19 protein-coding genes and 3 tRNA genes are annotated in these 26,854 nt (G+C 34.9%); 11 read left to right on the top strand and 11 right to left on the bottom strand.

The genetic code is table 11. The features are described from left to right. Positions 1-10: 10 nt before the first annotated feature. Entirely contained in the window at positions 11-1,180 is a 1,170-nt protein-coding gene (locus tag BUB25_RS00090; RefSeq protein WP_072937923.1) for an N-acetylmuramoyl-L-alanine amidase family protein, read from the bottom strand. 79 nt (positions 1,181-1,259) lie between these two features. Between BUB25_RS00090 and BUB25_RS00095 the strand changes: the two genes are divergently transcribed. Together BUB25_RS00095 and BUB25_RS00100 are read left to right on the top strand one after the other, a co-directional pair. Then, positions 1,260-4,013 (top strand): putative LPS assembly protein LptD, encoded by a 2,754-nt coding sequence (locus BUB25_RS00095; RefSeq protein ID WP_072937925.1) that lies wholly within the window; start codon positions 1,260-1,262, stop codon positions 4,011-4,013. Between the two features lie 70 nt (positions 4,014-4,083). Continuing rightward, positions 4,084-4,464 (top strand): RidA family protein, encoded by a 381-nt coding sequence (locus BUB25_RS00100; protein ID WP_072937928.1) that lies wholly within the window; start codon positions 4,084-4,086, stop codon positions 4,462-4,464. Positions 4,465-4,609: 145 nt separating this feature from the next. Here the strand turns inward: BUB25_RS00100 and BUB25_RS00105 are convergent, their stop codons facing one another. The 5 genes from BUB25_RS00105 to BUB25_RS00125 form a co-directional block, all read right to left on the bottom strand. Further along, positions 4,610-4,984, bottom strand: coding sequence for a methylglyoxal synthase (locus BUB25_RS00105; RefSeq protein WP_072939660.1), 375 nt, complete (start codon positions 4,982-4,984; stop codon positions 4,610-4,612). Positions 4,985-4,994: 10 nt separating this feature from the next. Next, positions 4,995-5,849: an N-acetylglucosamine kinase gene (locus BUB25_RS00110; protein ID WP_072937930.1), complete on the bottom strand. Its 855-nt coding sequence runs from the start codon at positions 5,847-5,849 to the stop codon at positions 4,995-4,997. Positions 5,850-5,962: 113 nt separating this feature from the next. Continuing rightward, on the bottom strand, positions 5,963-6,967 hold the full coding sequence (gene gap / locus BUB25_RS00115; protein ID WP_072937932.1) for a type I glyceraldehyde-3-phosphate dehydrogenase: 1,005 nt from the start codon (positions 6,965-6,967) through the stop codon (positions 5,963-5,965). Positions 6,968-7,048: 81 nt separating this feature from the next. Continuing rightward, entirely contained in the window at positions 7,049-8,035 is a 987-nt protein-coding gene (pfkA, locus tag BUB25_RS00120) for a 6-phosphofructokinase (protein WP_072937934.1), read from the bottom strand. Between the two features lie 435 nt (positions 8,036-8,470). Then, positions 8,471-12,901, bottom strand: coding sequence for a translocation/assembly module TamB domain-containing protein (locus BUB25_RS00125; RefSeq protein ID WP_072937936.1), 4,431 nt, complete (start codon positions 12,899-12,901; stop codon positions 8,471-8,473). A gap of 212 nt (positions 12,902-13,113) precedes the next feature. On the opposite strand from BUB25_RS00125, the gene tsaD reads away from it, so the two are divergent. The 7 genes from tsaD (at position 13,114) to BUB25_RS00160 (ending at position 19,922) form a co-directional block, all read left to right on the top strand. Beyond that, positions 13,114-14,136, top strand: coding sequence for a tRNA (adenosine(37)-N6)-threonylcarbamoyltransferase complex transferase subunit TsaD (tsaD, locus tag BUB25_RS00130; RefSeq protein ID WP_072937938.1), 1,023 nt, complete (start codon positions 13,114-13,116; stop codon positions 14,134-14,136). 3 nt (positions 14,137-14,139) lie between these two features. Further along, on the top strand, positions 14,140-14,847 hold the full coding sequence (locus tag BUB25_RS00135; RefSeq protein ID WP_072937952.1) for a 16S rRNA (uracil(1498)-N(3))-methyltransferase: 708 nt from the start codon (positions 14,140-14,142) through the stop codon (positions 14,845-14,847). A gap of 100 nt (positions 14,848-14,947) precedes the next feature. Further along, complete coding sequence (locus tag BUB25_RS00140) at positions 14,948-15,586, top strand: DUF4159 domain-containing protein (RefSeq protein ID WP_072937954.1); 639 nt, start codon at positions 14,948-14,950, stop codon at positions 15,584-15,586. A gap of 399 nt (positions 15,587-15,985) precedes the next feature. Next, a complete protein-coding gene (locus BUB25_RS00145) occupies positions 15,986-16,936 on the top strand; it encodes a zinc metalloprotease (RefSeq protein WP_072937956.1) in 951 nt (316 codons plus the stop codon). Positions 16,937-17,018: 82 nt separating this feature from the next. Next, complete coding sequence (locus BUB25_RS00150; protein WP_072937958.1) at positions 17,019-18,110, top strand: AI-2E family transporter; 1,092 nt, start codon at positions 17,019-17,021, stop codon at positions 18,108-18,110. 2 nt (positions 18,111-18,112) lie between these two features. Continuing rightward, positions 18,113-19,294 carry a THUMP-like domain-containing protein gene (locus tag BUB25_RS00155; RefSeq protein WP_072937960.1) on the top strand — a complete coding sequence of 394 codons (1,182 nt, stop codon included), beginning with the start codon at positions 18,113-18,115 and terminating at the stop codon, positions 19,292-19,294. Between the two features lie 61 nt (positions 19,295-19,355). Continuing rightward, positions 19,356-19,922 (top strand): hypothetical protein, encoded by a 567-nt coding sequence (locus BUB25_RS00160; RefSeq protein WP_072937962.1) that lies wholly within the window; start codon positions 19,356-19,358, stop codon positions 19,920-19,922. Positions 19,923-20,135: 213 nt separating this feature from the next. On the opposite strand, the gene BUB25_RS00165 is transcribed toward BUB25_RS00160, so the two are convergent. The 3 genes from BUB25_RS00165 to BUB25_RS00175 form a co-directional block, all read right to left on the bottom strand. Then, positions 20,136-20,209: transfer RNA gene (locus tag BUB25_RS00165), tRNA-Arg, on the bottom strand. 39 nt (positions 20,210-20,248) lie between these two features. Next, positions 20,249-20,323: transfer RNA gene (locus BUB25_RS00170), tRNA-Pro, on the bottom strand. A gap of 16 nt (positions 20,324-20,339) precedes the next feature. Further along, a tRNA-Ser gene (locus BUB25_RS00175) sits at positions 20,340-20,423 on the bottom strand. Between the two features lie 255 nt (positions 20,424-20,678). On the opposite strand from BUB25_RS00175, the gene BUB25_RS00180 reads away from it, so the two are divergent. After that, positions 20,679-21,857 carry an acetyl-CoA C-acyltransferase gene (locus BUB25_RS00180; protein WP_072937965.1) on the top strand — a complete coding sequence of 393 codons (1,179 nt, stop codon included), beginning with the start codon at positions 20,679-20,681 and terminating at the stop codon, positions 21,855-21,857. 84 nt (positions 21,858-21,941) lie between these two features. Next, positions 21,942-22,703, top strand: coding sequence for a C40 family peptidase (locus BUB25_RS00185; RefSeq protein WP_072937967.1), 762 nt, complete (start codon positions 21,942-21,944; stop codon positions 22,701-22,703). Between the two features lie 58 nt (positions 22,704-22,761). Here the strand turns inward: BUB25_RS00185 and BUB25_RS00190 are convergent, their stop codons facing one another. Beyond that, the gene (locus BUB25_RS00190) at positions 22,762-24,030 is read right to left on the bottom strand and encodes a tetratricopeptide repeat protein (protein WP_072937970.1); all 1,269 of its coding nucleotides are present in this window, start codon (positions 24,028-24,030) and stop codon (positions 22,762-22,764) included. A gap of 53 nt (positions 24,031-24,083) precedes the next feature. Next, on the bottom strand, positions 24,084-26,732 hold the full coding sequence (gene gyrA / locus BUB25_RS00195) for a DNA gyrase subunit A (protein WP_072937972.1): 2,649 nt from the start codon (positions 26,730-26,732) through the stop codon (positions 24,084-24,086). Between the last annotated feature and the right edge of the window lie 122 nt (positions 26,733-26,854).

Consider the following 26,854-nt stretch of genomic DNA (forward strand, 5'->3'; position numbering starts at 1 on the left):
TACTTTCATATTAATTTTTAATGGCTTCTTGAATACTGATTTTATCCCCATTTTTAAACGCAACTAAAAAAGCTGAATTATATCCTTTGGCTTTTGCTTCTTCTAACAGTTTTTTTGACTCGTTATAATCCGGGGTTTCACCATACATGTATTTATACATTTTATCATCATACTGCATTGTTACGTTCCTCAAGCCATTAAAATTTCGAGGCAGTAAATCCATTTTTCTGGAGCTTACTGCAATCTGTACTTTAAAAAGAGTATTAGAATCAGCTGCCTTTCCTGATGTTTTTTTATCTACAATCACCGCTTGAGTGTTTTTGGTTTTAACAAAGGCAGCACTGTCTTTGACAGCGGTTCCACTCACTTTCTGAGATGGTTTGACTTCAATAAAATCAGTCATTTCGTTACCAAAGAACTCATTTTTATAACTCACAATCGCTTCGGCTATCGCTTCTGCAATTTCATTTTGTCCACTTTCAGAATCCAATAAGTTTCCTTCGGCATAATTAGATATAAAACCTGTTTCCACCAAAACTCTTGGCATATATGCCTTATGAAGCACCATAAAAGGCGCTTGTTTGACCCCGCCTTGTCTTAACTTTTTTCCCAATCGGCCAAAACCCTCTTCAATTTTACTTGCCAAAGAAATACTGTAATCTAAATATTCTTCTTGCATCAAAGTCATCCCAATCATCGTCTCAGGAGAATTTGGATCAAAACCTTCATATTTGGTTTTATAGTCTTTCTCCAATGTAATAACGGAGTTCTCTTTTTTGGCAGCCTCTAAATTTGAAGCAATCTTATTCATCCCCATTACATAAGTTTCAGTTCCATCGGCAGCAGTATTTTTATTGGCGTTGCAATGAATCGAAACAAAAATATTGGCATCGGCTCTATTGGCAATATTGGCTCTTTCGATCAAATCAATAAAAACGTCCGTTTTTCTAGTATAGATTACATGAAAATTAGGTTTTTCTTCCAATATTTTCCCCACTTTTAACACAATAGCCAAAGCAATATTTTTCTCGATATGGCCATTATAAACCGCACCAAAATCATGCGCTCCATGACCGGCATCTAAGGCAACTTTAAAAATATGGGATTGACTGTAGGAATTATAAGAGCCTATAATTATCAGAAAAATAAACAGTCCTTTAATTTTATGTAATAAACGCATCAAAAAATAAATTTAATTAAAACACTATGGCTATATATCTTCGTATTTGATTATTTTTGACAAAAAATAATCTGTAAGTTTGACACTTCAAAAAACAAGCCATAATTTTACAAAAATAGCATTTAAACCTTTGCAGACAAACTTATTTAATATCGTTTTGATATCCTTTTTCCTAACAATTGGATACGGTAAGACCTACGCACAAGATATCTCCAAAAAAAAGACAGCAATTTCTGCTAAAAAACAAGCAAACACTCCTAATTTAGAAGTGACAACAGCTAATAAAACTATATTAGAACAAAAAAAACAACTCGATACTGTCCCAAAAAAAGACAGCATCAAGCCCAAAAAAGCTTTTCTTGACGGCAAGGTAAAATATAAAGCGAATCAATTTGTAAAAATTGACCAAAAGAAAAAACTGATTACCTTATACGACAAAGCCGAACTTTATTACCAGGATGTTGAATTAAAGTCGGGAATAATTGTCATGGATTATGAAAAAAATGAAGTTTATGCCGGCCGAATTAAAGATTCTACAGGCAAGTTTACCCAATATCCCAATTTCAAACAAGGCGCTAACGAAGTAGAACCAGATTCTATTCGGTTTAATTTTAAAACCAAAAAAGCCATAATTTGGAATTCCAGATCAGATCAAGGCGAATTTAAAGTAAAAGCCGCAATTACTAAAAAAGAAAATGATTCCGTTTACTTTTTAAAAGGCGCTCGTTTTACGACTTCTAAAGATGTTGACAATCCTGAATATTATTTCCAAACCAGTAAGGTAAAATTCATCCCCGGAAAAAAAGTAATAACCGGCTTAACCAACATGGTTATTGCCAATGTACCTACCCCTATAGCCCTGCCGTTTGCCTATTTCCCAATGAGCAAAGAAACCAGTATTTCCGGACTTATTTTGCCTAGTTATAACGACTCAAACGATCGAGGTTTTTCGTTGCAAAATGGTGGTTATTATTTTGCCCTAAATGAACATTATGATTTGACCGTTTTAGGAGACTATTATACCAATGGCAGTTATGGTATGCGATTTGAGTCCTCTTATGCCAAACGATACAAATTTCGTGGAAATGTCAATATCAGGTTTGAAAATCTAATCAGTAGCGAAAGAGGCTATCCTGATTATTCAAAACAACGCATTTACAACATTCAATGGTCGCATTCCAGAGATGCAAAAGCAAACCCAAATTCGAGTTTCTCCGCTTCGGTGAATCTTGGAAGTAGTAAATATTTTAAACAATCGATAAATCTGGCAAATGTTGGTTCTAATCTAAACAATACCTTAAGTTCGTCTGTATCTTATTCTAAAACGTTCAATTCTGTTCCACAGGTCAGAATGTCCTTATCAGCAACACATTCCCAAAATACCCAATCTGAAGTAATCAACATGACCTTGCCTACACTACAACTTAGTGTGGATCGTATCTATCCTTTTGTTGGAAAAGATGCCGTTAAAAAAGGTTTTTTCAAAAACATCAATTTACAATACAATTTAAACGGAAGAAACAGTATCACGACAACTGACTCGCTTTTCTTCAAGCCTCAGATGTTTAGAGATGCAAAAGTAGGTTTACAACACAGTATCCCTTTGAGTACCAATTTTAAATTATTCAAATACTTCAGCGCTTCCACTTCAGTAAATTATGAAGAAATCTGGTACGCCAAAACCATAGAAAGAAGCTACGACACAGATCAAAGCAAAGTGGTCGATAAAGTAGTAAGCGGTTTTGACGCTTTTAGAACCTACTCTTTTTCATCAAGCATAGGAACTACCATTTATGGAACTTTCAACTTTGGTGAAGACAAAAAAATAAAATCCATCAGGCACGTCATGCGTCCGTCTGCCTCTTATGGCTATACGCCAAGCTTTGAAAAATACTATGATACCTATGATACGGATGCCTCTGGAACCATGACAAAGCAGTATTCCCGTTTTGAAGGTGGAATTTTTGGCGCTCCCGGTTTAAATCGCTCTAACAATGTAGGTTTTAGTTTGAGTAACACTTTTGAAGCTAAGGTAACCGATAAGGATAGTACTAAAGTGGAACCTAAAAAAATCATGTTACTGAACAACTTAAACTTATCCACCAGTTATAATCTGGACGCTGACGGTAAGACTTCGCTTGCCTGGTCACCAGTACGAGTTAGTGGAGGAACACAATTATTTCAGAACAAAATGAATGTCAATTTTGGAGCTACCTTAGATCCGTATGCGATTGACAATTCCGGCAACCGAATGAATCTCTACAACATCAATAACGGTGGTAGTTTATTTAGAATGACCAGTGCCAATATGACCTTAAATTATTCTCTTTCGAGCAAAGATAAAGACAACAAGAAAGACAAAAACAAGGACAGTCAGACCCAAAGAAACGGAGGCCGTGAAGATGATCTTTTTGGAAGCAATACCGTTCTAAATGACAGAAGGAGCCAATTTGACGGAGAAGAAGAAGAAGGTGAAGATCAAATTTCGGAATTTTTCAGATCTAAATTGCCTTGGGACATGACATTTGCCTATTCATTGACTTATGGAAACAACAATAGGGAGAAAAAAATCATAGGGAATTCTATCATGATTTCTGCAAATGCCGATTTAACACCTAAATGGAAAGCCGGAATTTCAACAGGTTACGACTTTGTTCAAAACGGAGTTACCTTTACACAGTTGCGTTTTGAGAGAGATTTATTGAGCTGGAGAATGGATTTCAATTGGACTCCATTTGGCGATAATGCAAACTGGGGTTTCTTTATAGGAATAAAATCAGGTGTGTTGAGCGATATCAAATGGGACAAAAGAAGCCGAAACGTTTCCCGCTAATTCTATAATTGTATAAGCTAATTTCGAATTATAACAAATTCATTTTCTAAACCAATTAATCTACTTTATCATGAAAAAAATAATTTTTACCGAGAAAGCCCCTGCTCCTATTGGCCCATACAACCAAGCCGTAATTAAAGGAAATACACTTTATACCTCTGGCCAGATTGCTATTAATCCGGAAACTGGCGAGCTGAATGTAGCCAATATAGAAGCCGAAACTGCGCAAGTAATGGAAAACATGAAAGCTGTACTAGAAGCAGCCGGAATGAGCTTTGAAAACGTTGTGAAAACGACTATATTCATTATGGACATGAATGATTTTGCAAGTATCAACACGGTTTATGGATCTTATTTTAACGAAACCACCGCTCCGGCCCGTGAAACTGTTCAAGTAGCCGGCCTGCCAAAGAATGTCAACGTAGAGATCTCTATGATTGCTATTCTATAATACTGCTGGCAAACTTCATAAATACAATCTAAAGAAAATGTCCCTGCTAAAAACGGGACATTTTTTTTTGCTAAGCACTTCTTTAAAACAAAAAAACCGTTTCATCTACAGAAACGGTTTTTAGTTTTATAAAAATATAAATAGGCTATAATTTCGATAGTATTGCGTTCAATACCAACTGAGCAGTAGCTTCATTAGTCGCTATTGGCACATTGTGAACATCACATACCCGAAGCAACATATTGATATCCACTTCGTGGGCATGACTTGCCAGTGGATCTTTGAAAAACAAAACCAATTTGGTTTTCCCTTCGGCGACTCTTGCTGCTATTTGAGCATCTCCACCCATGGGTCCAGAAAGCATTTTTTTTACTTTAAATCCAGCTTTCTCGGCTTTGCTTCCCGTTGTCCCGGTAGCTATGAGTTTAATCTTTACATTCTGTAATAGTTCATTGTTTTTATTTAAAAACTGAACCATATCCACTTTTTTGCCATCGTGCGCAATAATCGCGATCTCCATCATTGAATCTCTATTGTTTATTAGCAATATGGTAAGCAATCAGTCCATCTATAGGTCTTCTTAGTACATTACCTAGCTGCAACTCATATTTATCAAATGTTTGTTGCAATTCATCTTTCAAATAGAAAGCAATAGAACCTACAAAATGCACGGGAACTTCTTTGCAATTATCAAATTGTCGGATATAATTTTTTACGAAAGACTTCATTCCTTTGAGAATAATTTTCTTGCAGAATTCAGAATCTTTATGTTGAATTAAAAACTTGGCAAAGGTTGCCAAATAAGCATTTGGATTAGGCTCTTTGTACAATTTATTCTTAATAAAATCAGGATCTAAATCGTATTCTTTTTCAAACTGCTGTGCCAATTCTTTTGGCATTTTATTGAAATAGTATTTTCTTATCAATTCTTTTCCAAAAACATTACCGCTACAATCATCCATAACAATATAGCCTAAGGATTGTACTTTTTGATGCAATTCTTTTCCATCAAAATAACTACAGTTAGAACCCGTACCTAAAATACTGACAATCGCTTCTTGTCCTTTAGGAGTTGTTGCATATACCGCTGCATAGGTATCTTCTTCTACAGATATAATTGCATTAGGGAAATAAGCTTGAAAAATTTGCGATAGCGCAATTTTCATTCTATCAGTTCCGCAACCTGCGCCATAAAAAAATAAATGAGTCGCCTCATTTTTATTTTGTAAAATATCAAAACGATCATTCAATCGCTTAACAATTTCACTACTATCAAGAGTTTCCGGATTCAACCCCAATGTTTGGGTGGTAAACAATACTTTCCCCTCATCATCTATTGCGATCCAATCGGCTTTGGTTGAACCACTATCAACTATTAATCTCATTTTTTTGGTTTTTAGGTTTCGTTTTTTCTATTCCAAATAATTGATATTCAGGAAAGTAAAAAATAAAATCCCGTTAATCACCAAAGATAACGGGATTTTGTAAATATAGATAATTATTTTAAGCCTGCAATATGTACCGATAAATCTATTAATTTACTAGAATATCCGTACTCATTATCATACCAAGATACGATTTTGAAGAAAGTAGAATTTAATCCAATTCCTGCATTAGCATCAATGATAGAAGTTCTCTTATCAGAAACAAAATCTTGAGAAACTACTAGATCTTCCGTATATCCTAAGATTCCTTTCATTGTCGTTTCGGAAGCATTTTTCAATACAGCCATGATCTCTTCGTAAGAAGTTTCTTTTTCCACTTTTACAGTTAAGTCAACTGCAGAAACATCGGTAGTAGGAACACGGAAAGCCATTCCTGTTAATTTTCCATTCAAAGAAGGAATCACTTTTCCAACCGCTTTTGCAGCTCCTGTAGAAGACGGGATGATGTTGCATGAAGCAGCACGTCCGCCTCTCCAGTCTTTTCTAGAAGGACCGTCAGTAGTCATTTGAGTAGAAGTTGTAGCGTGAACTGTAGTCATCAAAGCTTCAACAATTCCAAAATTATCATTAATCACTTTAGCCAATGGAGCTAAACAGTTAGTCGTACAAGAAGCGTTAGAAACAATCAAATCAGAAGCTTTAGCTTCAGTATGATTCACTCCCATTACAAACATAGGTGCATCAGCAGAAGGAGCAGAAATGATTACTTTTTTAGCACCACCTTTGATGTGCTCATTAGCCGTTTCTACAGTAGTAAAGAAACCAGTACATTCAGCCACTACATCTACATCTACTTCATTCCATTTCAAATCAGCTGGATTTCTTTCAGCAGTGATACGAATATTTTTTCCGTTTACGTATAATTTTCCTTCTTTTACTTCAACAGTTCCATTAAAACGACCGTGAACAGAATCGTATTTTAACAAGTAAGCTAAGTGATCCACGTCTAATAAATCGTTGATAGCCACTACCTCTACATTATCTCTATTGAATGATTCTCTAAAAACGATTCTTCCAATTCTTCCGAAACCGTTTATTCCTAATTTTACTTTTGACATTTTACTTTAATTTTTGTTTATTTTCCTTTTCTATTAACTCCTTTAAAGTCTAATTTCCTCACAATAAACTTCAATATATTCTTATGTTGACATGATATCCGAAACTCGCAATAATTCTCTATCAATTTCAGATTTTCCTTTTATAGCTTGCTCCAATGGCGTAAGATTTACTTTGTCATTTTGTAAACCCACCATGTAATTTGATTTTCCTTCTAATAAAGATTCGACTGCTTTCACACCTAATCTACTGGCTAAAACTCTGTCGAAACAAGAAGGCGAACCTCCGCGCTGCATATGACCCAAAACTGAAACTCTTACATCATATTCAGGCAAATTGGCCTCTACGTAATCTTTTAATTCAAATACGTTTTTACCTATTTTATCGCCTTCGGCGATTACGACAATACTGGATGACTTTCCGGAAGCTTTACTTTTTTGTAAAGATTCCAACAGTCGATCTAATCCTAAATTCTCCTCTGGTATAAGAATTTCTTCGGCTCCTGCTCCAATACCGGCATTCAAAGCAATGTGACCTGCATCTCTTCCCATAACTTCTACAAAAAATAGTCGGTTATGTGAACTTGCCGTATCTCTAATTTTATCGATTACTTCAACAACTGTATTCAATGCGGTATCGTAACCCAAAGTATGACTCGTACCGAAGATGTCATTATCAATGGTACCCGGAATTCCCATTATTGGAAAATCAAATTCAGAATTAAAAAGCAATCCTCCGGTAAATGTTCCGTCTCCACCAATAACCACTAAGGCATCAATTCCGGCTTTCAAAAGATTCTCATGTGCTTTTGTTCTACCTTCCGGCGTTTTAAAATCAAGAGAACGAGCCGATTTTAAAACCGTCCCTCCTTTATTAACAATATTATTTACGCTTCGAGGTCCCATTTCCTTGAAGTCACCTTCAATCATACCTTGATATCCTCTATAAATCCCGATGCATTCTATATTATGATAAGCGCAAGTTCGAACAACTGATCGAATAGCAGCATTCATCCCAGGAGAATCTCCTCCGGATGTAAGAACACCTATTTTTTTTATTGTTTTTTGCATTATTTAAGTATTAAAGTGTAAAACTAGCAAACATAATACAGTTATAATGCTATGTTTTCAGTAAATTAAAAAGCTCTCTCAAATTCAAACGTTTTCGTTGATAAGTTTATTCCAAATTAAAAAAACGAACTAAGCTTCAGTTCGTTAATTCAATAAATTAGCTGATGCTAAAACTGTCCACATTTTAGATTATTCAACATTTGAAGACCACTTTTGCTTAACAGCTACACGCTATTGAAAAAAGAATTATTGGGAATCGAAGAAAGAAAAACTGCGTTTTTTTTAACGAACGATTTTCTTTTCAGTAAAAAAAACATTTAAAGTTACTGATAAAATCATTCCAAAAACACTTTTTCACAGCGAAAAGACTAACTATTTAGCTCAATTACTGCAGAATGCAGAAACTACATTACATTAACAATAAAATAGCTATTATCAATCCTCTTTCCTAATCACAGCCTCTTTATTCTCAGGTACTTTTTCTTTCTTAGGGCTTTTTGGTTTTGAAAAATTGATGTATTCAGGAGCCAGATTAGAATCTTGAAATTGATCCGTAATGATGTTTTCTTTGCCTAGCTGATGCTTTTTGAAAATTTTATTAATCAATTCTTTAAAAGTATCAAAATCGACCTCATAAGAGACTCCTAACCCTTGCGTATAGCCGATACCCTGGCCGACATAATTAATATCATTCTCCCTGTTAAACAAGCGCAGATTCATTGTTCCATCCTCATTAACTCTATACAGTACTTCTAAATCTCCAACAATAGCAGATTCATTGATTCCTCCAAATGGAACCCCCACTTTTCCGTTTATGGTAATTCTTTCATTCACTTTTGAAGAAATGGTAGCTACAAATCGGCCGTCAGTTTCTTTTCCAATTCTTCTATCAGCAGAAATATAATTCAATCCCACCTTGAATTTTTCATCCTCGGATTTTATGATCCCTCCCAACAAACTGGATGCTGTTTCGAACAAACTTCCTGAAATATCAGATTGACTTACCCCTTCAGGACTCAAGAAACCGCCTGACGACAAGAGATACAAAGCCTGAGTTTGTCTCACGTCCTTATCATTCAATTTATATTGAATTTCAGATTTCAATACATTACTCACCGTTGGGAATTCAATGTTAAAATCGGGTTCTGGACTCGCTAAATCCCCTCGAATACCAATCACTACATCAACTGGAACTTTTCTTTTAAAAGAAGAGTTTTCCAACAATACAGATGGATTTGCAATCGTTTTATATACCGCTTTAAGATTCAAAACCGCTTTCATAGGATCTCCAAACCATTCAATAGAGCCTCCTTTTTCTACCAAGAACTTCTTGTCAATTAATCCACCATATTTAAAATTATAAGAACCCTCATACGCTTGAAAATTTCCCCACATGTTAAATCTTCCCAAGGTGTTGATCTTGAACAATAAAGTACCATATCCTTTACCTTTCAACCCATGTCCTGAACTTCGGTCAAAAATCACTTCCACTTCGGCATCAGGAGTAATATCCAAATCAAATTCCAGCTCAAGACCTTTGTATTTTCGGGAATTTTCAACAATTCCTTTTTCAATATTATACTTTTCTTTTGCAGTCAAAAAATGAATAAAACTATTCTCACTCACACTTTCGGCGTCATTTATAGGAATTTTGAGTGTAGTCCCTTTTTCTGATTGCGCTTCAACTTTAATAAACAAACCATTGGTTGGCCCTTTTATAGATGCCTCTCCATTTATAAATGCGGTACCATAATAGGCCGCATCTTCATGATCTTGTGTATTCAAAGCAAGTAGTTTCTTTGAATTTATGGTTAAATCCAACTTCCAGTCCGAAAAAACATCATGTTCAATACTTCCTTCCAAAGAACCTTTGGTATTGAACTTAGTATCTGTCAGAACATTGTTTCTAAATAAAAACTTCTGCTCGGTCAAATCGACCACCGATCGATCATTTAATTCATAATCCACATTCAAATACGGAATGGTCATTCCTGTTTTTTCCAAATAAAGCCGTCCGTTAATTTTAGGTTTTTTTACATTTCCGCCTACGCTGGCATTTCCTGAAACATAGCCTCTAATATTAGAAAGCACATCTCCTCCTAAAGAACCCAAAACTCCCAAATTGAACTTATCAAACTTTAAATTCATGTCGAGAACCGCTTCCCTATTGACGATTTCAAAGTTCCCGTCGGCTTTGAAGGATTCCAGATTTCCATTTTCTAAGAAAGAGTTAATGGTGAATTTTTCAAGATTCTGATCCCCTTCAATACCGAATTTCAGCACGCCTAAATCGGTTTTATTAATGTTCAATTGATCAATTGTCAATGAAGCCGTTGGTTTATAAACCGCATTATTTTGTTTAAAATTGACTTCTCCATTTATGTTTCCCCTAAACACAAATTGATCGTCAGCCGGTGTGATTTTAAACAGATCCACATCTTTAAAACTCAATTTCAAATCCTTATTAGAAACATCTTTTATATCTCCTTTAAGGGTTATCGCCTGATTTTCATGCGATAATATTATATCATCAATTTTAAAATTTTTAAATGATTTATCAAAAACAATTTGGTTGTCAGGCGTATCTTTTTCATTCAAAAACCACAAATAATCTTTGAATTTCATCTCAGATTTACTAATTCCCACAACATTATTATTATCCTTATTAATGGTGTGGTATAAATTCAGATTGAAATAATCTTGCCCTTTAGAACCGCCTTTAAATTCAGATCTAAAAAACAAGGTATCCTTCATTGTCACGTTTATCAAACTAAAATCCCGAACCTTATAATATTTAGTTTTAATGCTGTCCAACTCTACATAAGCATTGTAAAGTGGGTTTTTATTGTCTATCGCAACCCTTATATTATCAAAAATATTTTTGGAAGCTACGATTTGTGGAGAGTTAAAATTAAGTTTAAACTCCTGGATATCCGATTTGATATTCCCCTTGACAACGGTATTAGAACCAATGGAAATTTCAGGATAAAAAAGCTCAATTATTTTACTGTAAATTGTAAAATTGAATTTCAAAAACTGCCCTTTATTTACCTTTTCCGGTTTAAAATTGGTGTATAAACTTCCTAAAGAGTTTTTCGCTAATTTGCCCAACTGATTGAACTGATATTTCCCCACTATTTCGCCTTCAATAATATCAGGAGAATTTATCGTAATGGTACGTACTTTCTCTTTATCAAAACTAGAATTGATATTGAAATCATCAAAACTATAGGTATCTTTCTCATTTTGATAGGAAGTTTTTTGAATGTAAATATTCCCTTGAAGATCTTCAATTGTTTTTCCGGCAACCTGCACGATAATATCTCCTTTAAAAAGGGAAACACTATCTTTAATAAAATTCAGCTTATGCAAATCGGCATTCTCAACATTGATATGAAAATCATACTTATTATCTTTCCTATTCAAATCTACCAAACCGTCAAAATTCATCTTAAGATTAGGATCGTTTACTGAAATTTGTCCTTTATAGTTTGGCGCTTTAAAATTACCGTCGACCGCTATATTGTTATAAGTATAATTGTTATAATCTATTTTAGAAACCGCTCCTTTCAGAGCAGTATTAAGATACTTTTCTGTAAACCCTTTTCCATCTACATCAACATTCAGACTTATTTTACCCAAATCCTTACGGTCCAATAAAGTTCCAAGGTCAAAATCCTCCAATACCACATTCCCCACATAAGAAGCTTTATCAATAAAATCAATATTTCTCATGCTCAAAATTGATTGCGCATTACCCAAATCAGTTAAGATAGAGAAATCAGCATCTAGCGAAGTGGCACTCACCTGAGAGTTCCCTACAATCGTAAACACGCCTAATTTTTTGAGCTCAGCGGGCAATTTTTTCCCTAAAACATTAGGAAGTATTGAAGCGAGATTATCATAACTGGACACTATTTTATTAAAATTTCCGTCCATGAAAAAATATTGATCTTTTTTCCCAAAAAGATTTTTGAATTTTATCGTACCATTAATTTGGGAATTATTAGAATCAACTAATTTTAAATCGGATAATTTTAAATCGTTTAGCGTCCCTTTTATATTTGATTTGATATCAAAATGCAAGTTCCTTCCTAAATCCTTATAAAAATATCTGATATCATTAGAAGCCAGTGAAGCCGATTGCAGTTTTACATCAAACTGGACTTTATTATTAAAATCTGAAAAATCCTCTATTTTATAATTTAGAAAAACATCCCCTTTTAATTTTGATTCTTTGGTTTCTAAATCAAGATTTTCCAGTTTTATACTCTTTTTTGTATAACTGAAATTAGAGCTCAACTTGGCAACATATACACCACGATGGTCTAAAAAAGACATCTTGTCAATTTTGGTAGACACATCGGGGCCGTAAAGCTTAAACTCACTCAAAGTTACGTTAAGCTTAGTAAAGTCGACATCCTTGGGGATTTCACGATTTTCATCGACCAAAATAAAATGGCCGTTTTTTATAAATGCTTTATTTGCAGTCAGTAAAAAACGTTTACCCGAGGAAGGCTTACCACTATCGAAAGCATTAATAAACACATCAATATTGGTCAATTTTTCATTCTTATACGTTTTGATACTAAACAGCAATCCATTTAGTTCTATATCGCTAAAAATCAAGTCTCCATCCAATACCTTTTTAGTATCTAAAACATTGGTATTTATTATATTCGAATAAATTAAGGTATCTTTATGATGGTCTAATATCAGTACTTTTTTTAATTTGACACCACCAAAAATAGAAACCCTGGCGCCTTCAACAGTAATATTCACTCCAAAATCCTTATTGAGGCTATTGGTAAAATACTGCGCTACTTTTGTTTGGACAAAAGGCAAAGATAAAATAATACCGAGCATCAATAAAAAGAGGATTATCCCGATTACTGAACGAAAAACTATTTTTTTGATATTTTTGATACCTATTCTTGTTTTATTTTTTCCTAAAATACTATTTTGCCCAAGGAAAGAGCGGCAGCTTTGCTAAAAATTCTTTAATTTTGGCTGCACCGCAAATTTAAACAAATTAAAATTTCGGTCTGTCAAATATAATTCAAAATTAGTGCCTTTTTATGCAAAATCCAGAGGTTTTTATTCTTGCAATCGAAAGTTCTTGCGATGATACGGCAGCAGCCGTTTTACATAATGACAAAGTGCTGTCAAATGTTGTTGCAAATCAGCTGATTCACACGCAATATGGAGGCGTTGTACCCGAACTGGCTTCGCGCGCCCATCAGCAAAACATAGTGCCGGTTATAGACGCCGCTCTTCGCAAAGCAAATATCAACAAAGAGCAGTTAACCGCAATCGCATTTACCCAGGGTCCCGGACTGATGGGATCGCTACTTGTAGGCAGTTCTTTTGCCAAGTCAATGGCATTGGCGCTGGGAATTCCATTAATTGCTGTCAACCACATGCATGCTCATATTTTGGCCCATTTTATAGATGAAGAAGGTTTTGAAAAGCCCGATTTCCCTTTTTTGGCCTTAACCATAAGTGGCGGACATACTCAAATTGTAAAAGTAAATGACTTTTTTGATATGACCATCATTGGAGAAACGACCGATGATGCCGTAGGCGAAGCCTTTGATAAAAGTGCTAAAATCCTTGGACTTCCCTATCCCGGCGGACCTTTAGTGGATAAAAATGCTCAACTAGGAAATCCTAAGGCTTTTGTTTTTACCAAACCAAAAGTACCCGGATTGGATTTTAGTTTTTCGGGTTTGAAAACGGCTATTTTATATTTTATCCAAAAGAAAAAAATAGAAAACCCTAATTTTATTGACGAAAACATCAATGATATTTGTGCTTCTATTCAATATACGATTATCGAAATCTTAATGGATAAGCTAAAGCTGGCGGTAAAAGAAACGGGCATAAAACAAATCGCCATTGGCGGAGGCGTTTCGGCCAATTCCGGAATCAGAAAAACCCTAAAAGAAGCCGAACAAAAATACGGTTGGAAAACTTTTGTCCCAAAATTTGAATACACAACCGATAATGCTGCAATGATAGGAATTGTAGGTTATCAAAAATATTTATCCCAAAATTTCGAAACCGCAGCTGTGGTTTCAAAAGCACGAATCCAATTTTAAACTATGCAATTATTTTACAACCCCGACATAAACGAAACCACGGAAAGCTTTTCTTTTGACAAAGAAGAAAGCAGACACATCATAAAAGTACTGCGCAAAAAAGATTCCGATATTTTGTTTGTCACCAATGGCCTTGGCTATTTATTCAAAACCGAAATCACCTTAGCTTCAGACAATAAGTGTACGGTTCAAATTATTTCTTTCGAAAAAAAGGATTCTTCTAATTATCATTTGCATCTTGCCGTCGCACCCACAAAAATGAACGACCGTTATGAATGGTTTTTAGAAAAAGCTACGGAAATTGGGATTCATGAAATAACGCCCATTATTTGTGACCATTCTGAACGAAAAGTCATCAACAAAGACCGTTTTGAAAAAATCATTTTATCAGCCATGAAGCAATCTAATGAGTTGTTTCTTCCTAAATTGAATGAAGCCATTACCTATAAAGAGTTTGTAAAACTGGAAACAGAGGGATTAAAATTAATTGCCCATTGTGAAGAGACCGACAAAAAAACACTGAAGTCCGTTTTAAAACCAAAGGAAAACATCACTCTATTAATCGGTCCAGAAGGGGATTTTTCTGAAAATGAAATCGCATTGGCAATTGAAAATCAATTTATTCCCGTTTCTTTGGGAAATACAAGATTACGAACTGAAACTGCTGCTGTGGTTGCTTGTCATAGTGTTGTTTTTGTCAATGAAGACTAATTAGAAATATAAAATCTTCACTTAAAATAGGGCTATCCGAACACAAAAAACTTATATCAAAAGCGATAAAAACACAGTGCCTCTAAAAAAAACTAGCTGTATGAAAAAAATCTATTTGGCTTTACTCCTATTTTCAGTTGGTTCATACGCACAAGAAATCGCCTTGGTTAAATACAGCGGAGGTGGTGATTGGTACGCTAATCCTACCGCTTTGCCCAATTTAATCAAATATTGTAATACCAATATCAATACCCGAATAAACACAAAAGCCGCCACGGTAGAACCTAGCAGTCCTGATTTGTTCTCCTACCCTTTTATACACATGACTGGACATGGTAATGTAGTCTTTAGTGATACTGATGTCAACAATCTGAAAAACTACCTCAATTCAGGAGGTTTTTTACATATTGATGACAATTATGGTATGGATCAGTACATCCGAAAAGAAATAAAAAAAATATTCCCCAATACTAATTTAATCGAAATTCCCGCCAATCATCCCCTTTTTCAAAAACCCTTTCTCTTCTCCAATGGATTACCCAAAATTCATGAACATGATGGAAAGCGACCACAGGCATTCGGAATTTTTGTAGAAAACCGACTTGTTTTACTATATACATTCGAATGTGATTTGGGTGATGGTTGGGAAGATCCAGAAGTACATAATGATCCAATTAGTGTTCGCGAAAAAGCGTTAAAAATGGGAGCTAATATTTTAAATTACGTGTTCAATAACTAATACATGTTCTCGTAATCTATAAATAGTAATCTTATTATTTTACCAGAACCACTTTTACTAGAACCACTTTTACTTTCAACAAAAGATATCCTACCTAAAAAACCTAGCAACTTGATTGAAAGAGAACGTATTTTTATATCTAACCAGCAAAATACTTTAACACATAGCTGAAAAGTGTGTGGCAATAAGCTACCCAAGATATAATCAAACGTAAGAATTAATTTTCAAATAAAATAATTATCTTTTTCGCAAACAGCTCGAAAAGCCAGTAAAATAGGCCTTCATAATTTTTTGTTAAAATTTTTTTCTGATTTTTTTTTTCATATCTTATAATTTTGTTATAAAATTGCGCCATTAACAACCAAATCGTATTTTTTTTAACAAAACCAATTATTAATTATGAAAAAATTAATTTTATCGGCAGTAGCTTGTATGCTACTTTTCTCTTGTCAAAATGACCCAAAAGAGACCACTGATGCACAAACAAATGCAATTGCACACAGAGGTTGCGCATCTCAAGAAGTACTGGAAGCCCAGTTAGCCGCCGATCCTACACTGGCCATTAGAATGAACCAAATTGAAGCCTTCACACAAAAAGCAATCTTAAGTGGCCGTTTAGTCAATGGGAAAATTGAAATTCCTGTCGTAGTCAATGTACTATACAAGACTGCTGCCGAAAACATCTCAGATTCACAAATCCAATCTCAAATTGATGTTTTGAACCAAGATTTCAATGCAACAAACTCTGATTTCAATGATGTCCCAACTTTATTTTCAGGAGTAAAAGCAAATGTAGGTATTACATTTGTGTTAGAAACCATCAACAGAAAAGCTACAACCAAAACCTCTTGGGGAACCAGAGATGCGATGAAAAAAACCAAACAAGGAGGATTAGACCCAACTTCACCAACAACAAAATTAAACATTTGGGCTTGTACTATTGGTGGCGGAATTTTAGGTTACGCCCAATTTCCTGGTGGAAGCAGCGCTACAGATGGAGTGGTAATTGATTCAAAATATTTTGGATTAGCCGGCTCCGGAAGCTATCCGTATAATTTAGGAAGAACCGCTACACATGAAGTAGGTCATTGGATGAACTTACGTCACATCTGGGGTGATGCCACTTGTGGAAGCGATCAAGTTGCTGACACTCCTACTCATAACACGGCTAACTATGGTGTTCCGGCTTATCCACACTATAGCACTTGTACAGGAACTCCTGTAGAGATGACCATGAATTATATGGATTATACAGACGATAGAGGAATGTACATGTTCTCTAACGGACAAAAATCAAGAATGGAAGCGATATTTGTTGCTGGTGGAGCAAGAGCTGCCTTCGGGATATAAAAATTTTAAGATTTAAGATTTTAAAAACTCGCTACTTGTTAGCGAGTTTTTTTTTATCTTTAGATCCTAAAAAGAAAAATAAATGATTACATCCAGAATTATAGCAAATGGGATTTTAAAGGCAATAGTGGCAATAGTTTTAGCAACTTTATTACTTTATTTTTTATATCAAATTCAATCTGTACTCATTTATCTAATTGTAGCCTTAATACTGACTCTTATAGGAAACCCTATTCTAGATTTTTTTAAGAAACGAATGAAATTCAATCATCTTTTTGCTACTATTGGAACATTATTTATCTTTATTCTTATCATTTCTGGATTCATAATGATGTTCATCCCTTTGGTTTCATCCCAAAGCCAAAATTTATCGCTTTTAAATACGGCTGAAATTGAAAAAAACACCATTCAATTATTTGATCAGTTTAATCTATTTCTAGAAGGCCATCACATCGATTCCTTAAAAATTTTAAAAGAAGCCAATATCACTTCAAAAATTAACTTCAACCTTATTCCCAATTTTTTAAACGCCGTACTTGGAACCATCAGTAGTTTCGGAATGGGATTAGCTTCAGTTTTGTTTATTGCTTTTTTCTTCCTTAAAGACAGATCCCTATTTATTAAAAGCGCTAAAAAATTGATTCCCGATAGTCACGAAGACCAAATTTTAAACTCTTTGGAGAAAATCAATTTTCTGTTATCACGTTACTTCATTGGCTTATTGATCCAATTGTTTATTGTCTTTCTTTTATATCTTATTGTTTTACTCCTATTTGGAGTTCCAAATCCCATTGTTATTGCTTTTTTATGTGCCGTATTGAATATCGTTCCCTACATTGGCCCGTTAATCGCCTCTGTTTTAGCAGCAATTCTAACGATGATTAGCCATTTAGGAAGTGACTTTCAAACAGAAACACTACCTACAACCATTTATGTTCTAATTGGTTTTTGGATTGTTCAAATTATCGATAATAACTTATCCCAACCCATCATTTTTTCAAAAAGTGTTAGTTCTCATCCATTAGAAATATTTCTAGTCATTTTAATTGCTGGTTTTCTTTTTGGAATCCTGGGAATGATTGTTGCCGTTCCAATGTATACCATCATAAAGGTAATTGGCAAGGAATTTTTTCCAGAGAACATCGTAGTCCAACTTTTAACTAAAAACCTATAATCTTGGATTTACAAATACTAAATCCCAAAATTCAGGGATTTATAAACACCAATATCGGCACATCAATTTCAAAACTGGCTTTACAAAAAAATCCTTTCCCAGAAGTGGCTTGGATTACTATTTTGAACCAAATTGAAGCCAAAACAAAGGCCAAGGACAAGCTGCCCACTTGGTATGCTACCAAAGACATCATCTATCCTGCTAAAATTTCGGTAGAACAAACTTCTTCGGAGAAGACCGCTCTTTACAAATCTACTATCGTTTCCGGCGACAGTTTGATCGATTTAACAGGCGGTTTTGGCGTAGACGATTATTATTTTGCAAAAAAAATCAGCACGGTTGTCCATTGTGAAATCAATTCTGAATTATCGAATCTTGTACAACATAATTTCGAACAATTAGCCGTAAAAAACATCAGTTGTTATTCAGGGGACAGTATAGCTACTTTGGCCTCATTAAATAAAAAATGGGATTGGATTTATATTGATCCATCAAGGCGAAATGATGCCAAAGGAAAAGTATTCCTGCTCCAAGATTGCTTGCCTAATGTGCCTGACAATCTTGATTTTTACTTTAAACATTCGAATAAAATTCTGACAAAAACGGCTCCTTTATTGGATTTATCCGCTGGTTTATCAGAACTCCAAAACGTAAAAGCGATTCATATTGTTGCTTTGGAAAATGAAGTCAAAGAATTATTATGGGAAATACATAAAGACTATGCGGGCGAGGTAGAAATCAAAACAGTCAACCTTTTAAAAGATGAAACAGAAAGTTTTGACTTTGTCTTGGATCAACAATCCGAAACTGCCCATTACAGCCTCCCTCAAAAATACTTATACGAGCCCAATAGTGCCATAATGAAATCGGGCGGTTTTGATCAAGTTGGATTATCGTTTAAACTCAACAAGCTACATAAACACTCTCATTTGTACACTTCAGTAGATTTAATACCATTTCCCGGAAGAGTTTTTGCAATTGAAAAATGCATTTCCTACCAGAAAAACGAAATAAAAACCTATCTAGAACAAAAGAAAGCAAATGTCACCACTCGAAATTTTCCTGAGTCAGTAGAAACTATTCGCAAAAAATGGAAAATAAAAGAGGGAGGAAATGTTTATTGTTTTTTTACAACTGACGAAGAAAACAATAAAATAGTTTTAATTTGCAACAAAATAAAATAAACATAAAATCGCCATTAACAACCAATTTGCTAAGCAAAAACCGACAAATCAATTCACTTATATGAAACAGATAATTACAATAGTAGCATTCTTTATAACAGCAAACCTATTAGCCCAAAAGCCTTGTGAGTACAGCGTAGATGTCAATGATTCCATTGGCAGTTACAAATCAACCAGAGAATACATTGTGCATGAGAAAATTTTTGGCGGAAATTCAAATTATATTTTTTATTCCTTAGCCTCTACAGACGGCATGCCTACTTTAAACGTGCAGCTTCTTCAAAAAAGTAAAGGTTTTTTGAAGGCAAACTGTTTTGACAAAAACTCTAAATTAATTTTACAATTAAATAACGGAACCATCATTACGATGCTGCATATCGATCAGGAAAATTGCGGGACAATGATTCGAGACGACAAAGGTTTTGACAATCGTGTCAATACCGGTAATTTTATGTTTATGAAAGGGAGTATCGAAGAATTAAAAAAATCTCCGGTATCAATGATGCGCATCCAATATTTAACCGGAACCGAAGATTATATCCTTAGAAGAGAATTAAAATCAGAATTAGACAATAAGACCTATCAGCCAGAAAATTATTTTATTGATCATTTACGTTGTATTGAATAGCTACACAATCTTTAACTAGGTAGTAAAATATAAAAGCCCTGAGTATTTCATAAAATCCTCAGGGCTTTTTGCTTTCTATTCCAGAATCTAATTTGCTTTTTTTTTTGCGTTTTCGTTGTAAAAAGTAGCATTTTGTTACTACAAATGTAGGAAAATAAAAAACGCAAAAAGTATAAAACGCAAAAAACCCACTGAAAACAGTGGGTTTTGAAGTGAAGGCAGAAGGATTCGAACCTTCGACCGCCTGCTTAGAAGGCAGGTGCTCTATCCAGCTGAGCTATGCCTCCATTTTTCTTTTAAAACTTAAATGGAAAAAGTTTATTTTGTCGGGGTGGCAGGATTCGAACCTGCGGCCTCCTGCTCCCAAAGCAGGCGCGATAACCGAGCTACGCTACACCCCGAGTAAAAATCATTATGCGGAGAGACAGGGACTCGAACCCTGGCACCGATCACTCGATGACAGTTTAGCAAACTGCTCCATTACCACTCTGGCACCTCTCCAAAATTCTCCAAAACTCTTTAGGAAACGTGTCCTGTTTTGCGGTTGCAAATCTAACACTTCATTAGGTTTCTCACAACTATTTTGACGACTTTTTTCAATATTTTTTCATTTTTTCACAAAATCAATTCACAATCAAACACATAGGCCACAATAAAAATTGCATTTATTTTTGACAAAAATATAATACCCAAATCAAAATCAGATTTTATCTAAAAATGATTAAATTTGCTTGATAAACTAACATAATATAAATCATGAACAAAAGAGTTGTTATCGTTTCTGCCGTTAGGACACCCATAGGAAGTTTTATGGGAGGATTATCCACTGTTTCTGCCCCAAAACTAGGTGCAGCAGCTATTAAAGGTGCTATAGACAAAATAAAATTAGATCCGAATTTAGTTGACGAAGTATATATGGGTAATGTTGTTCAGGCAGGCGTAGGACAAGCTCCCGCTCGTCAAGCAGCTTTGTTTGCCGGTTTGCCAAATTCTGTTAGTTGTACTACAATAAATAAAGTTTGCGCCTCAGGGATGAAATCTGTGATGATGGGCGCACAAGCCATCCAATGCGGAGATGCCGAAATTGTTATTGCCGGAGGGATGGAAAACATGAGTTTGATTCCGCATTACCTAAACTTGAGAAACGGAACCAAATTTGGCCCTGCCACCATGGTTGACGGCATGCAAAAAGACGGCCTTACGGATGCTTATGATAATAATGCAATGGGTGTATGCGCCGATTTGTGCGCCGCCGAATATAATTTCACCAGAAAAGATCAGGATAATTATGCCATCCAATCCTATGAGCGTTCTGCAAAAGCATGGGAAAACGGAAAATTTGACAACGAAATTGTCCCTGTAGCTGTACCTCAAAGGAAAGGAGATCCGATAATAGTATCTAAAGACGAAGAGTACACTAACGTAAAAATAGACCGAATTCCGACATTAAGTGCCGTTTTTACCAAGGACGGAACCGTAACTGCAGCCAATGCTTCAACAATCAATGATGGCGCTGCAGCAATAGTTTTAATGAGTGAAGACAAAGCACTATCCCTAGGACTAAAACCTTTAGCTTACATCAGCAGTTATGCCGATGCCGCACAGGAACCAAAATGGTTTACTACCAGTCCCGCAAAAGCACTTCCTAAAGCTTTAGACAAAGCCGGAATAAACATTGGTGATGTAGACTATTTTGAATTTAATGAAGCCTTTGCCGTGGTAGGATTAGCCAATTCTAAAATTTTAGGTTTAGACAATGATAAAGTTAACGTTAATGGAGGTGCCGTTTCATTAGGACATCCTCTTGGTTGTTCTGGAGCAAGAATAATCGTCACTCTGTTAAACGTTTTAGAACAAAATAATGGAAAAATCGGAGCTGCTGCTATATGCAATGGCGGCGGTGGAGCTTCGGCAATTGTTATCGAAAGAATTTAAAAACAAATACTATGGTCTTTGACTTTGTTCCTACCAACGGAAACAAAAACAAAGACCATTTTTTTTCAATATAAAAAAATCTAAATGTTCGGAATTTGTAATCTGGCTATAATCCCGCTTCGGTTTGAACCTAGCGACAGAAGTGAAATCGTTTCCCAAGTCCTGTTTGGCGAACATTTTGAAATTTTGGAAAAGTCAAAACAATGGTCTCGCATTAAAACACAATACGATAGTTATGAGGGCTGGGTAGATTCTAAACAATACCAATTAATTTCTGAAGAAAACTACAATCAGTTATCTGATGACGTGATTGTTTTGAATTCGGATTTAATAGAATACATCACTGCGCCGTCTAATTTATTGTTGCCCATTCCATTAGGTTCGTCCTTATCTTTTTTAAAAAACAAGGAAATAAATACCGCTCAATTTTATTTTGAAGGCACAACAACCCAAGGCATTAAAGACAAAAAAGAACTGATAAAAACCGCTTTTTTATACCTTAACGCTCCATATCTATGGGGAGGAAAAACTCCTTTTGGCATAGACTGTTCCGGTTTTACACAGATGGTTTACAAACTCAATGGATATAAATTATTCCGAGACGCATCGCAACAAGCCCTCCAAGGTGAAGCTCTAAGTTTTATAGAAGAAAGCGAGCCCGGAGATCTGGCTTTTTTTGATAACGAAGAAGGAAACATTACCCATGTGGGCATCATAATGGAAAACAATTACATCATTCATGCCAGCGGAAAAATAAGAATCGACAGATTAGATCACTTAGGGATTTACAATGCGGAAATCAATAAGCACACACACAAACTTAGGGTTATTAAAAAAATAATCTAAAAAAAAACCTGTTTGAAAATAATTTCAAACAGGTTTTTTTATCAATATCAATCCGATTTTACATTTTAGCTTTCAATGCTTTATATTCTGTAGTCATCTCCAAAGCACTGTAAACGTTCAAAAGAGTTTTAGCCACATCTTCGTTTTTAGGATCTAATTCGTATCCTTTTTTAAGGAATGGAATTACGCTCTTAAATACATTTTCTCTCTTTAACTTCAACTCATCATAGCGCTTCATGTCTTTTGTAGAAGTACCTAATTTATTCATTTCATCAATAATAGGTCTTTCAGCTTCCAGTTTCAAAGCCGCTAAGTTGATATAAGCATTGATATAATCCGGCTTAATCTCAATTGCACGCAAGTAATATTTCTCAGCCTCAGCCTTGTTATTTGCATTACCGCTGATTACTCCTAAATTAAAAACCAAATCAGCATCATTAGGGCTCTTCTCCAAAACCTCTCCAATTAACTTTTTGTAAGTTTCAAAGTCTTTAGTTTCCAGATACAAATTAGCTTCCGTTAATACTAATGAAGAATCTTCCGGGTTTAATTTTCTAGCTTCAGAAACTGCTTTTTTAGCTTCTTCAATCTTTCCATTTTGAACCAAAATCAAAGCTATATTCTTGTATATCTCTCCTCTTTTTGAAGGAACAACCTCAGTTTTTGGTTTTTCATGCGTTCCCAATTTCACCATTTTATCTCTTTCTTGCGCAGTAGCAAAAAGATCTTCCTGACCACTTACTTTATTAACTGCTAAATAATTTGTAGCCTTTCCTGAATAATTCAGTTTTTTCAAAACATCATACAATTCCAATGCTTTATCATACTCTTTAGAATTAACATAAGTAGATGCGGCATAATACAAATTGATGGTGTCTTTTTTGTCTAACAAATAAGCATCATATAATTTTTTGGCGCTTTCAGAATGTTTTTCAACCTTAGAATCAGCAATAGCACCATTGATCAGCTTATTTTTTATATCTGTTATAGAGGTTGCAGCCTGAGTAGAATACTTTACTTTACCAGACTCTTTTTCTACAGCAATCAACTCCTGATAAGCCGCAGCAGCGGTACTTAAATTTTTATCCGTATCAATATTTTTATTAGCCAATTCCAAAAACGTATTTCCTTTTATAAAGAAAAACAATGCTTTCTCTGCCTCAGCAGCATTGGTAACTAAATATTCTGCACCTTGCAAAATTGTTGCTGCTTCTTGAGCCTCCCCTTTTTTTAGCGCTTTTTCAGCTGCTTTAATTTGATCCTTTTGAGCAAAAGTAGCTACCGATATCAATAAAGCTGATGCTAGTATTACATATTTACTTTTCATAAAATTCAATTTTTGTATTTAATAATTATTCTTGTTTATTCAATATTTACAGCTTAAGCTTCATCATCAGAATCCTCTTCTTCAGCTTCCTCATCCAGTTCTTCCTCTTCATCATCTTCGTCTTCATCATCTTCTAAAACTCCGTCATCTTCTAAAACTTCCAATACCGGTTTTACTCTTTCGATTGCTTCAGTTTCTACAACATTACCATCTTCATCAACCACCACTTCAGCAACATCATCTTTCATTACTTTTGTAACAGCAGCGATAGAGTCCTTACCTTTAAGATTAATTAATTTAACCCCTTGAGTGGCACGTCCCATAACCCTTAAATCTTCAATAGCCATTCTGATAGTCAAGCCTGATTTGTTGATAATCATTAAATCATCGGCATCCGTAACGGCACTGATAGAGATTAATTTTCCTGTTTTTTCAGTAATATTCAAGGTTTTGACACCTTTCCCACCACGGTTTGTAATTCTATAAACATCCTCACCATCTTCGTCAACTAATTTGGTACGTTTACCGTATCCGTTTTCGGTTACCACTAAAATTTGTGAATCATTTATATCGTCTTTATCAACAGTAACCATACCAATTACTTCATCAGTATCATCTTTAAGAGTAATTCCGCGAACTCCCGATGCTGTTCTTCCCATCGGACGGGTTTTAGTTTCCTCAAAACGAACTAATTTACCCGATTTTACCGCTAAAATAATTTGACTTTCACCATTGGTCAATTTTGCCTCTAATAATTCATCGCCTTCTTTAATGGTAATTGCAGCGACACCATTTACTCTAGGTTTAGAATATTTCTCTAAAGATGTTTTCTTAACCTGACCTTTTTTAGTGACCATAACTAAGTTATGACTCTTAATATACTCCTGATCTTTCAAGTCTTGAGTACAAATAAATGCTTTTACTTTATCGTCACTTTCTATATTGATCAAATTCTGGATTGCTCTACCTTTGGCTGTTTTACTTCCTTCAGGGATTTCATACACACGCATCCAGAAACATTTTCCTTTTTGAGTAAAGAACATCATATATTGGTGGTTAGTAGCCACAAACATGTGCTCTAAGAAATCTTGATCTCTTGTTCCGGCACTTTTTTGACCAACCCCACCTCTATTTTGGGTTTTGTATTCAGACAAATTAGTACGCTTGATGTAACCTGCATGAGATATTGTGATCACCACATTCTCATCAGCAATTAAATCTTCAATACTTACATCGCCTCCTGAATATTCAATTATAGAACGACGCTCATCTCCATATTTTTCACGAATTTCAACTAGCTCTTCTTTAATCAAATTGGTTCTTAAATCAACATCGGCTAATAAAGCTTTCAAATGCTCGATTAACTTCATCAATTCCTCATACTCTGCTCTTAATTTATCTTGTTCCAGACCTGTTAACTGGCGCAAACGCATCTCAACAATAGCACGTGCCTGAATATCAGACAATTTAAATCTTTCGATTAATTTTTCACGAGCTTCTTCTGTATTCTTAGAGCCTCTGATCAGGGCAATTACTTCGTCAATATTATCTGAAGCAATAATTAAACCTTCAAGAATATGCGCTCTCTCTTCTGCTTTACGCAATTCGAATTGTGTTCTACGAACTACAACATCGTGACGGTGCTCAATAAAATAATGAATCATATCTTTTAGATTCAACATTTGTGGGCGCCCTTTTACTAATGCAATATTATTAACACTAAATGAAGATTGTAGCTGTGTGTACTTATAAAGCGTGTTTAAAACAACATTTGGAGTTGCATCTCGTTTCAAAATATAAACGATACGCATACCGTTTCTATCTGATTCGTCGCGAATGTTAGCAATTCCTTCAATTTTCTTTTCATTAACCAAGTCAGCTGTACGCTTAATCATATCGGCTTTATTCACCTGATATGGAATTTCAGTAACGATGATTGATTCTCTTCCGTCAACTTCTTCAAAACCAACCTTGGCACGCATTACAACACGACCTCTTCCTGTTTTGAAAGCTTCACGCACGCCTTCATAACCATATATAACACCTCCAGTTGGAAAATCTGGTGCTTTAATATGATTCATCAATTCGTCAATTTCAATATCATTATTATCTAAATACGCCAAGGTACCATTGATAACTTCCGTTAAATTGTGTGGAGGCATATTAGTTGCCATACCTACCGCAATTCCAGTCGCTCCATTTACTAACAAAGTTGGAACTCTAGTTGGCATTACTTTTGGCTCATACAAAGTATCATCAAAGTTTAGTTGAAAATCAACCGTTTCTTTTTCGATATCTGCCATGATTTCTTCCGAAATCTTTTTCATTCTGGCCTCAGTATAACGCATGGCTGCCGGGCTATCCCCATCAACAGAACCAAAGTTACCTTGACCATCCACTAATAAATAACGCATGCTCCATTCTTGAGCCATACGAACCATAGCGTCATAAACGGATGTATCTCCATGTGGGTGATACTTTCCTAAAACTTCTCCGACAATTCTAGCGGATTTTTTATGGGCTTTATTTGAAAAAACTCCTAAATCATACATTCCATAAAGAACTCTTCGATGCACTGGTTTCAAACCATCTCTAACATCTGGAAGCGCCCTTGATACAATTACTGACATTGAGTAATCAATGTAAGCTGATTTCATTTCATCTTCTATGTTAATAGGAATTAACTTTTCTCCTTCAGACATAAGTTGTTATATTAAAAAATTATATTAGTTTCAAAACGTGCCAATATACGTCTTTTAGAAATTCTTAAAGGTATATTTACTCATTAATTTCAATGATTTATTAACAAATAAACATTGTTTTT

The organism is Flavobacterium granuli (genome assembly GCF_900129705.1).
GTDB lineage: Bacteria > Bacteroidota > Bacteroidia > Flavobacteriales > Flavobacteriaceae > Flavobacterium > Flavobacterium granuli.